Annotated in this window: 10 protein-coding genes; 7 read left to right on the top strand and 3 right to left on the bottom strand. The window is 52.7% G+C overall.

What is annotated here, in order from left to right; translation table 11 throughout:
- The coding region (locus IBX50_RS13870; RefSeq protein WP_292256780.1) for a transposase family protein at positions 1-149 on the bottom strand (149 nt) is incomplete at its 3' end.
- Positions 150-395: 246 nt separating this feature from the next.
- Positions 396-1,913, bottom strand: a complete 1,518-nt coding sequence (locus tag IBX50_RS13865; protein ID WP_292256778.1) for a fumarate hydratase — start codon at positions 1,911-1,913, stop codon at positions 396-398.
- A 183-nt stretch (positions 1,914-2,096) separates the two neighbouring features.
- On the opposite strand from IBX50_RS13865, the gene IBX50_RS13860 reads away from it, so the two are divergent.
- From IBX50_RS13860 to IBX50_RS13830, 7 genes are all read left to right on the top strand, one after another.
- Positions 2,097-3,395: a DEAD/DEAH box helicase gene (locus IBX50_RS13860; protein ID WP_292256776.1), complete on the top strand. Its 1,299-nt coding sequence runs from the start codon at positions 2,097-2,099 to the stop codon at positions 3,393-3,395.
- Between the two features lie 53 nt (positions 3,396-3,448).
- Positions 3,449-4,540 carry an ABC transporter permease gene (locus tag IBX50_RS13855; RefSeq protein ID WP_292256774.1) on the top strand — a complete coding sequence of 364 codons (1,092 nt, stop codon included), beginning with the start codon at positions 3,449-3,451 and terminating at the stop codon, positions 4,538-4,540.
- A 3-nt stretch (positions 4,541-4,543) separates the two neighbouring features.
- Positions 4,544-5,350, top strand: a complete 807-nt coding sequence (locus IBX50_RS13850) for an ATP-binding cassette domain-containing protein (RefSeq protein ID WP_292256772.1) — start codon at positions 4,544-4,546, stop codon at positions 5,348-5,350.
- Complete coding sequence (locus IBX50_RS13845) at positions 5,334-6,185, top strand: MlaD family protein (protein WP_292256770.1); 852 nt, start codon at positions 5,334-5,336, stop codon at positions 6,183-6,185. Before IBX50_RS13850 ends, IBX50_RS13845 begins: the two co-directional genes overlap by 17 nt.
- A gap of 9 nt (positions 6,186-6,194) precedes the next feature.
- Entirely contained in the window at positions 6,195-6,833 is a 639-nt protein-coding gene (locus IBX50_RS13840; RefSeq protein WP_292256768.1) for an ABC-type transport auxiliary lipoprotein family protein, read from the top strand.
- 186 nt (positions 6,834-7,019) lie between these two features.
- Positions 7,020-8,516 (top strand): iron ABC transporter permease, encoded by a 1,497-nt coding sequence (locus tag IBX50_RS13835; RefSeq protein WP_292256767.1) that lies wholly within the window; start codon positions 7,020-7,022, stop codon positions 8,514-8,516.
- Between the two features lie 2 nt (positions 8,517-8,518).
- Positions 8,519-9,601 (top strand): ABC transporter ATP-binding protein, encoded by a 1,083-nt coding sequence (locus tag IBX50_RS13830; protein ID WP_292256765.1) that lies wholly within the window; start codon positions 8,519-8,521, stop codon positions 9,599-9,601.
- Positions 9,602-9,661: 60 nt separating this feature from the next.
- Here IBX50_RS13830 and IBX50_RS13825 read toward each other — a convergent pair.
- Positions 9,662-9,984, bottom strand: a 323-nt coding sequence (locus IBX50_RS13825) for a M48 family metallopeptidase (protein WP_292256763.1), incomplete at its 5' end; no start/stop codon positions are given.

The following is a 9,984-nucleotide window of genomic DNA, read 5'->3' as shown; positions in this document are numbered from 1 at the left end:
AAATCCTCAATTTCTTCCCAGCCTTCGGCACCACAGATTACGCCGCAGACCGTCAGCAGCAGTATATCGGTCAGCTTGTGCTCAACTTTCCAAGCTTGACGAAAGTCTTTGATGACAGAGAGGTGTTCCATGAGGGAGGCTGTTTTCATGATTTTCCTTTACAAAAGGATCATCAAATCACATGATGGCGAAGGTGTACATTAGAGATTTCAAACCGTCTGTATGCCTCGCCATTACTGGTGGTTTCATGCATTTTCCCTGCGTTGGTGAGTGCTCGCATCCCTGTGACGTTTGCAGCTTATTCCATTAAACAGATTTGAAGCGGTTTCCATTGTGTCAATCACGGTAACCTCGTCCTTGAGGTTACCGGGTTTTACATCGCTTTATTCAGCCGTTCAAACAGCAGCGGCGTCTTTGGCGATGATTTCTTTCCATTTGGCTGGGCCGATGTTGTGGATGGAGTCACCTTTAACATCCACGGCAACGGTGACGGGCATGTCTTCTACGTCAAATTCGTAGATGGCTTCCATTCCCAGGTCTTCAAACGCCAGTACTTTGGCATGTTTGATGGCCTGCGCTACCAGGTAGGCAGCTCCACCCACGGCCATCAGGTAAACGGCTTCGTTGTCACGAATGGCGTCGATGGCAATCGGACCGCGTTCGGATTTACCGATCATGCCCAGCAGGCCGGTTTTTTCCAGTACGGTGCGGGTGAATTTGTCCATGCGGGTGGCGGTGGTGGGGCCAGCCGGGCCAACCACTTCTTCACGTACCGGATCAACCGGGCCAACGTAGTAGATGAACTTGCCTTTTAAATCCACCGGCAGTTCTTCGCCTTTGTTGATCATGTCGACCATACGTTTGTGGGCAGCATCACGACCGGTCAGCATTTTGCCGGACAGCAGCACCACGTCACCGGGTTTCAGGTCTTTCACTTCTTCACGGGTGATGGTGTTGAGATTGATGCGTTTAACGCCCTCGCCTACTTCACGGGTGATTTCCGGCCAGTCTTCCAGTTTTGGTGCTTTTAAGGCTGCCGGGCCGCTGCCATCCAGTACAAAGTGGGTGTGGCGGGTGGCGGCACAGTTGGGGATGATGGCAACGGGTTTGTTGGCGGCGTGGGTTGGGTAGTCTTTTACCTTCACGTCCAGCACGGTGGTCAGACCACCCAGACCCTGAGCACCTATGCCCAGTTTGTTGACCTTGTCGTAGAGTTCCAGACGCAGTTCTTCGGCACGGTTGCTGGCACCACGGGCTTGCAGGTCTTGAATGTCGATCGGCTCCAGCAGGGCTTCTTTCGCCAGCAGCATGGCTTTTTCTGCGGTGCCACCAATACCGATGCCGAGCATACCGGGCGGGCACCAGCCAGCACCCATTTTTGGTAATTGTTCCAGCACCCATTCCACCACGTCATCGGATGGATTCAGCATGGCAAATTTGGATTTGGCTTCGGAGCCACCGCCTTTGGCGGCAACGTGTACGTCCACAGTGTTGCCGGGCACCAGTTTGACGTGGATGATGGCTGGGGTGTTGTCTTTGGTGTTGGTGCGTTTGCCGTCTGGATCAGCCAGTACCGAGGCGCGTAACACGTTATCCGGCAGCAGGTAGGCGCGGCGTACACCTTCGTTGACCATGTCTTCCACGCTCATGGTGGCGCCATCCCAGCGGATGTCCATGCCGATTTCCAGGAATACGGTGACAATGCCGGTGTCCTGACAAATCGGGCGATGACCCATGGCACACATGCGGGAGTTAATAAGAATCTGCGCCATGGCATCTTTAGCCGCCGGAGACTCTTCACGCTCATAAGCCTGGTTCAGTGAGTCGATGAAATCCTTGGGGTGGTAGTAAGAAATAAACTGCAGAGCATCAGCAACACTCTGGATCAAGTCGTCCTGGCGGATGACGGTCATATTTAAGGCCCTCTTCTTCATCTGAATGTTATCGCGCGCAAGTATAACATTGCCGTTCAGGCAGACCAGCCGTTGAAAGTCTGATGTCTTTATCCATCATTTTGCTGTAGACTTCGGCCTCCCGCCTGCATCTGCACGCGTTTTGTAGTTTCCCCTTTTTTGTTACCGAGATTTTTTTCCTATATGAGTTTTTCTACTCTGGGCCTGTGCGCCCCGATTCTTGCTGCACTGGAAGAACAGGGCTACACCAGCCCCACCCCAATTCAGGCTCAGGCGATTCCTGCGATTCTTGCTGGCAAGGATGTGATGGCTGCCGCTCAGACGGGTACTGGTAAAACAGCCGGTTTTACCCTGCCGATTCTGGAACGCCTGGCTGCCGGTCAACCAGCGCGTGCCAATCAAACCCGTGCGCTGATTCTGACTCCAACCCGTGAGCTGGCCGCTCAGGTGGCAGAAAGTGTGGCGACCTATGGCAAGGGGCTCAAGCTGAGTTCTGCTGTGGTGTTTGGTGGTGTAAAGATCAACCCGCAGATGATGAAACTGCGCAAGGGCGTGGATATTCTGGTGGCAACACCCGGACGTTTGCTGGATCTGTTTAATCAAAACGCCGTGAACTTTAAGCAGCTGGAAGTGCTGGTGCTGGATGAAGCCGACCGTATGCTGGATATGGGCTTTATCAACGACATCAAAAAGATTCTGAAACTGCTGCCGCCAAAGCGTCAGAACCTGCTGTTTTCCGCGACCTTCTCCAACGAGATACGCACGCTGGCAAAAGGGTTGGTGAATGATCCGGTGGAAATTTCTGTCAGCCCGCGTAATACCACAGCGGAGCGGGTGGAGCAGCAGGTGTTTCAAATTGATAAAAAACACAAACCGGCTTTGCTGGTGCAGTTGATCAAGAACAACAACTGGTTTCAGGTGCTGGTGTTTACCAAAACCAAGCACGGTGCCAACAAGTTGACTCAGCAGTTGGAAGCTTCCGGATTTAATGCCGCGGCCATTCACGGCAATAAAAGCCAGGGTGCTCGCACCAAGGCCTTGGCTGGTTTTAAAGATGGCAGTGTACAAATTCTGGTGGCTACGGATATCGCCGCACGCGGGCTGGATATCGACCAGTTGCCGCAAGTAGTGAACTACGAATTACCCAATGTGCCGGAAGATTATGTGCACCGTATTGGTCGTACCGGTCGTGCCGGTGCCAGTGGTCACGCCATCTCGCTGGTATCAGAAGATGAAGTGAAACTGCTGCGTGGTATCGAGCGCCTGATCAACAAACGCATTGATCAATTGCCCTTGCCGCCTTTTGAGCAGCTGGCTAACAAGATTCCGGAAACCGCTCGACTGGTGAACAGTCATCGGCCTGCCGGTAATAAACCCGCGGGTAATAAGTCCGGTGCCAGACGCCGCAAACCCAATACCGCCAAACCCGCTGCGGGTGGTAATGCTGCGCCTCGCCATACGTCGGGCAGTCGCCACAGCTGACAGGTGGCTCCGGAATATGGATAATCCTGCTATAAGGAATTTCCGGAGTTATTATGCAAGAACAAGGACAAGCACCCACCCTTTCAGCCACTGATGGGGGTTATATCGCTCAGGGAGACTGGACCACCGCTTATCTCAAGCAATGGCTTCAGCTCCAGCCGGTATTATTGGCTCACCACCAGCGGGTGCAGTTGTTGTCCAATGCCATGGATAGTAATGGTGCGCTGTTATTTATCCGCATTTTTGGTACCTCTGCTGAACACTGGCCTGAAGGTTTAACGGCCACCCAGCAGCAGTTGTTACAGCTGATTCTGCAAAACCATGAAACCACCATCCCCCCTGAACAACCACTCAGCTGGCTGGCTGATATTGGTTACCGTACCAGCAAGATCACCCATCATGCCCTGCAACTGCTGGAGTTTCTTGGGCAGCTCAGCCTTGGGCTCTTCTCGCTGCTGACTCATCCACGCCGTTTTAAGCCCCGCCTGGTACTGGATGTCATTCAGCGTGATGGTGTTCATGCTATACCAATTGTGGCTTTGTTGTCTTTTTTACTGGGTGCGGTAATCGCCTGGCAGGGTGGATTACAGTTAAAAACCTACGGCGCCAATATTTTTATTGTGGAGCTAGTGGCGCTCACCCATCTGCGTGAATTGGGGCCACTGATTACGGCCATTCTGGTGGCGGGGCGTTCCGGTTCTGCTTATGCTGCGCAACTGGCCACCATGAATATGAATCAGGAGGTTCTGGCACTGCGCAGTCTGGGTCAGAACCCTTTTGATTGGCTGATTCTGCCCAAAATGCTGGGATTGCTGCTGGTGTTGCCCTTGTTAACACTGCTGTCGGATTTGAGTGGTCTGGTGGGTGGCATGGTGGTTGCCAATATCCAGTTGGATATCTCCTACACCCTGTTCTGGCAGCGTCTGGGTGACGAAGTCAGTAGTATTCATTTTGTGGTGGGTATGATCAAGGCACCAGTCTTTGCACTGATTATTGTCACTGTGGGTTGTATGCAAGGCATGTTGGCAAAAGGCGGCGCTGAGGCAGTGGGTTATCGCACCACCCGCAGTGTAGTGCAGGCGATTTTTCTTGTAATTATCACCGATGCCCTGTTCTCCATCATCTTCAGTCATGCGGGCTGGTGAAGTATGACTGAACTGCAACCTCGCCCCCTGGTGCGCCTGCGCAATATCACTACTCGTTTTTCTGAACAGTCGGTGCATGAACAACTGAACCTGAGTGTCTATCAGGGTGAGCGGCTGGCGATTGTGGGTGACAGTGGTTGTGGTAAATCGATACTACTAAGCGAGATTGCCCTGCTGCGCCAGCCGGATGCCGGTGAGATATTGCTGTTTGGCCGTAATATCCGCCGCCTGAATGAAAAACAGCTGCTGCAGCTGCGTAAAAAGATGGGCATGATGTTTCAGCAGGGTGCGCTGTTCAGCAGCCTGACTTTGCTGGAAAACATCATGCTGCCCTTGCGAGAACATCAGCGGCTGCCTACTTCACTATTACAAGAGCTGGCGATGTTAAAACTGCGGCTGACCGGCCTGCCCAGCCATGCAGCCAACAAGTATCCGCAGGAACTCAGCGGCGGCATGTTAAAACGTGCAGCTGTTGCCAGGGCTCTGGCGCTGGATCCAAACCTGTTATTACTTGATGAGCCCACTGCCGGTCTCGACCCAGCCAGCGCCAGCGCCTTTGATGATATGCTGCTGGAGCTTCATGCTACCATGGATCTGACCTTGATCCTGGTGACACATGATCTGGATTCCCTGTGGCGTGTGACCGATCAAGTCGCTTTTTTAGGGCAAAAACAAGTACTCTGCAAGGCACCGATGGAAATACTGGTACAACAGGATCACCCGGATATCCGCCATTATTTTGCCAATACCCGAGCTGCAGGCGCTCAATACCGAAAAAATGAGGGGCCCAGGGATGAATCCAAGAATTAACTATGCACTGGTAGGTGGTTTTGTAGTGCTGATGCTGCTCAGCGGGCTGTTTTTTATTGGCTGGCTGAGCCAGGACAGTCGTAATGCCAACCGCCTGCCCTACATCACTTATTTTAACGATTCGGTTTCTGGATTGAACGAACGGGCACCGGTTAAATACCGGGGAGTGCCAGTGGGCATTGTACAAAGGATCAGCCTGGTTACCGAACCGGAAGAAAGAGTAAGACTGGATCTGTTGTTAGATGCTGATGTCCCCATCCGCAGCAACACCTTTGCCACGCTGCAATATCAGGGCATTACCGGCTTGTTGTTTGTAGAATTGCAAAGCCAGGATCAGACGGGTTATCGACTGGTGTCCAACCCTGATCAACCCGCTATTATTCCCAGTCAAAGTTCCCGTTTAGTGGAGGTCACGGAAAACATCGACACTGCCATCAGCGGTTTTGCAGAGCTGGTGAAATCCCTGCACCGGGTTAGTGAACAACTGGCACTGCTGACCGATGAACAAATGCAGGGTCAACTAATGGGCACCCTGGCTGCGGTTGAGCAGCTGAGTCTTACTGCTGATAAAAGACTGCGTGCTTTTGATCCAAAGTTTTATGAACAGCTGGCAGGACAATTACCCGGATATCTGGATCGTTTAGAAACCCGTGTTAGCAATCAGTTAGAAAACCTGGGTGCACAGCTGCAATACCTGAGCGAAGACACTCAGGCGGGTACCCGACAGCTCGGACCCTTGTTACAACAGGCTGAAACTCTGCTGGAGCAGATCAGACAGGAAAGCCACAGCTGGCTGCGTGGCAACAGAAAACAGACACCAGGCCCCGGAGAATAGGAATCCACGATGTTAAAACAAGCCCGACGTTTTTTCCCTCTGGCGCTGCTGCTGATCAGTGGCTGGATGCTGAGCGGTTGCCTGGTTACTTTTCCGCAGGCCACCCAAGCACCTCAACCCTTGTTACTCAGCAGCCTTAAAGGTCCGGATCAAATACGCGAATTACCTTCGGGTAAAACTCTGCATCTGGCTGTTGAGCGCCCAATGGCATCAGCGCCACTGCGCTCAAGGGAGCTCTGGTATCGTGAGTCCGGTCATCGACTGACTCCTTTCAGTAAACACCTCTGGGCAGAAAGCCTGGATTTGCAGGTGCAACAGCTGCTGACCGAAGCTCTGGGGCAACAGCTCTGGATTCAAGCCAGCCTGGCGGATCTACCCGGTTATCGAGCTGATTACCGCATCCGCCTGACACTGAATCAATGGTATCTGCAGATGGAAAACCAGTCTTTACAGATCAGTTTGCAACTTAACCTGCTGGATGCCACCGGACGTAATTTGCTGCAACAACAGTGGTCAGCCGAGCAGCCAGTGCGCACTCTTTCTCCTGGTGGTATGGCAACAGCCAGCCAGCAGTGGCTGGAGCAGTGGAGTGAGGAAGTCAGCCAGTTGCTTTATGATCACCTGAAAGACCTTGATCCAGATCAATAAGATGCAATGCTGCTGAGTATAATTATCATTTACCCGAAGCGCTGAATATGCTAATTTGAAGCTGTTTTCATTGCATCTGGTCGGCTAAATCCTATGTCAGCAAGCATTGCTACACACGTCTACCGTATCTGGGGTCAAAGGCCACCTTTCTATATACTCATCCCGGCAATGGTTGCTGTGCTGGCGATGGTTATACCGCTAGTTTATCTGGTATTACGGGCTTTTCAGGCAGAACCGGATTTATTGATGGAGCTGGTGTTTCGTCAACGTAATCTTGATCTGCTGTTTAATACATTAAAGCTGACTTTTGGGGTGCTGCTGCTGGCAACCCTGATGGCCATGCCCACCGCCTGGCTGGTCACGCGTACCAATATCCGCTTTAAAAAAACCATCACCCTGCTGGCAATAGTGCCCTTGGCGGTACCCGGTTATGTCATGGCTTATGCGCTGATGGGTCTGGGTGGTCACTACGGTGTTTTTGCCCAGCTGTTCGGCTGGCAACTGCCACGTATCCAGGGTTACAGCGGTGCCGTGCTGGCTCTGGGTTTTTATACCTTTCCTTACCTGTTTCTGAATTTACGCGCTGCCCTGCTGGGATTGGATCGCAGCCTGGAAGAAAGTGCCCAGTCGCTGGGTTATTCCCGCCGCGAGATTTTTTTCCGTATTCTATTGCCGCATCTGGCGCCATCACTAATGGCGGGTTGGCTGGTGATTGGCCTGTATGTCATGGGTGATTTTGGAGCCGTGGCGCTGATGCGTTATGAAGCCTTCAGTTATGCCATCTACACCCAGATTTCCGGTTCTTTTGATCGCTTTTATGCGGCTTGGTTGTCTCTGATGCTACTGGCTTTGGCGGGCAGTTTTGTATTGATGGAAACCTTTGTACTCAAACGTAAACGCCTTGCCAGTGTGGGTAGTGGTATTGCCCGCCTGAAAAAACCGGTACAGCTGGGCTGGTTGGCTGTTCCGGCCTGGGGTTATCTGTTGCTGGTGTTCCTGTCTTCGGTGGGTCTGCCGGTGATGATTCTGGTGTACTGGCTGGTGCTGGCTCCACCGGATATGAGTTTTTTCCTGCAAGTGCCCGGTACTTTCCTGCGCTCTGCAGCTGCCGCCTTCCCCGCTGCCTTAGTGGCTGCCGGTTTTGCCCTGCCCATTGCTTATCTGCTGGTGCGTTATCCTTCCCGTATTTCCACGGTGATTGAACGCTCCACCTATGTGGGTTATGCCCTGCCCCCATTAACACTGGCGCTGGCAATGGTGTTTTTCTCCCTGCACACTGCTTATTTCCTCTATCAAACACTGGCATTGCTGATTTTCACCTGGGCGATTGCCACCCTGGCACTGGCGATGGGGCCCATCCGCAGTGCATTACTGCAAACCCGCTCCAATCTGGAAGAAGCCTCTTTTTCACTGGGGCACGGTGCTCTCAGCACCTTCTGGTATGTGGTGTTTCCACGGCTCAAACGGGGTATTCTGGCCTCCATCGCGCTGGTGTTCCTGTTCTGCATGAAGGAGTTACCGATCACCTTCCTGCTGGCTCCCACGGGTTACACCACCTTGGCTGTTACTGTTTTTACTCGCACATCAGAAGGCCTGATGGCAGAAGCGGCACCCTTTGCTGCGGCTATCGTTATTTTTTCCAGCCTCTCGGTAGGCATGGTTCTTAATCGTGAGGGCAAGTAGCAATGAATTTTATGCAGAATCTAGCCAGCACCTCCTTGTCAGCCACCCCTGCATCCATACAACCTCTGATGCGTGTTGAGCAGTTATGCAAACGCTATAACCAGCAGGATGCCCTGGCCGTTAATCAGGTGAGTTTTTCTTTGCAGCCGGGTGATATTCTGGCATTACTGGGCCCCAGTGGCTGCGGCAAAACCACCACACTACGCATGCTGGCCGGTTTTGAACACCCGGAATCCGGGCAGATTTTTCTGCATGGCAAGGATGTCACTGAACTGCCACCGCAGGATCGGAAAATCGGTATCGTGTTTCAGGACTATGCCCTGTTTCCACACATGACTTTGCTGGGTAACGTAACTTTTGCCATGCGGCACGTACCCAAAGCTGAACAGCAGAAAAAAGCACTGGAATGGCTGGATCTGGTTGGTCTGGCAGCTTATTCCAAACGCCATCCACACGAATTGTCCGGCGGGCAACAACAGCGGGTGGCATTAGCGCGTACCCTGGCCGCAGAACCAGAGCTGGTATTGCTGGATGAACCCTTTTCCAATCTGGATGCAGCCTTGCGTGAAAGCACCCGCAAGGAGATGCGTGCACTATTCAAAAAAGCCGGAACTTCAGTGATTCTGGTCACCCATGATCAGGCCGAAGCGCTGACTTTTGCTGACAAGGTGGGTGTGATGCAGCAGGGTCGACTGATTCAGCTGGATACCCCGCAACGGGTTTATCATCACCCCGCCACAGCTTTTGTTGCCAAGTTTCTCGGACACACCAACCTGTTACAAGGCATGGCAGAGGGTAGCCTGGCACAAACCCCGCTGGGCACCATCAACCTGAGCGGCAACTTTGAAGGGGCAGTGAATCTGTCATTAAGACCAGAAGACCTGACATTAACAGCCAGTGATGATCCGGCAGCTGCAAAAGTAGTGGATCGGGAGTTTCGTGGGCACGATTACCTGTATGTGCTGGAGCAGGATGGTGCGCAGTACTGTGCCATCACACCCAGCCATCACTATTTTGAAGTCGGCAGTTATGTTGCCATTCAAAGTGCCAGACACGCCTCCATCCTGCCGGATTCCAACCACTGAATCCGGGCTTCCAGTGTCTGGCGGGCGGATTGCTGCCAGGCACTGAACGGCTGATCAAATTTACATGATGATACTCGTAGCCATTTCATCCAGTCGTTCTTTGGTCTTTTCCCACTTTGGCATGACTTGGCTCATTAACCGGTAGAAGCGCTCGCTGTGGTTGTGCTCGGCAATATGGCAAAGTTCATGCAGGATCACATAGTCAACGCACTCACGCGGTGCCTTGACCAGGTGCGGATTCAGGGTGATTCGGCCATTAGGTGAACAGCTGCCCCATTGCGTTTGCATCGTCAGAATGCGCAGCGTTGGTCGTTCTTCTACCCAAAGAGCTTGTTCCAGCATCGCATCCAGCCGTTTGGCGAAGGTTTCCTTGGCCCGCGCTT

Source organism: Marinospirillum sp. (genome assembly GCF_014859565.1).
The sequence above is the reverse complement of the archived record's forward strand: the minus strand, read 5'-3'. Positions and strand labels throughout refer to the sequence as shown.

What these genes read in the sequence shown, in the direction of transcription:
- IBX50_RS13865 (WP_292256778.1), bottom strand. Translation starts at nt 1,913, where the DNA reads ATGACCGTCATCCGCCAGGACGACTTGATCCAGAGTGTTGCTGATGCT.
- IBX50_RS13860 (WP_292256776.1), top strand. Translation starts at nt 2,097, where the DNA reads ATGAGTTTTTCTACTCTGGGCCTGTGCGCCCCGATTCTTGCTGCACTG.
- IBX50_RS13855 (WP_292256774.1), top strand. Translation starts at nt 3,449, where the DNA reads ATGCAAGAACAAGGACAAGCACCCACCCTTTCAGCCACTGATGGGGGT.
- IBX50_RS13850 (WP_292256772.1), top strand. Translation starts at nt 4,544, where the DNA reads ATGACTGAACTGCAACCTCGCCCCCTGGTGCGCCTGCGCAATATCACT.
- IBX50_RS13845 (WP_292256770.1), top strand. Translation starts at nt 5,334, where the DNA reads ATGAATCCAAGAATTAACTATGCACTGGTAGGTGGTTTTGTAGTGCTG.
- IBX50_RS13840 (WP_292256768.1), top strand. Translation starts at nt 6,195, where the DNA reads ATGTTAAAACAAGCCCGACGTTTTTTCCCTCTGGCGCTGCTGCTGATC.
- IBX50_RS13835 (WP_292256767.1), top strand. Translation starts at nt 7,020, where the DNA reads ATGGTTATACCGCTAGTTTATCTGGTATTACGGGCTTTTCAGGCAGAA.
- IBX50_RS13830 (WP_292256765.1), top strand. Translation starts at nt 8,519, where the DNA reads ATGAATTTTATGCAGAATCTAGCCAGCACCTCCTTGTCAGCCACCCCT.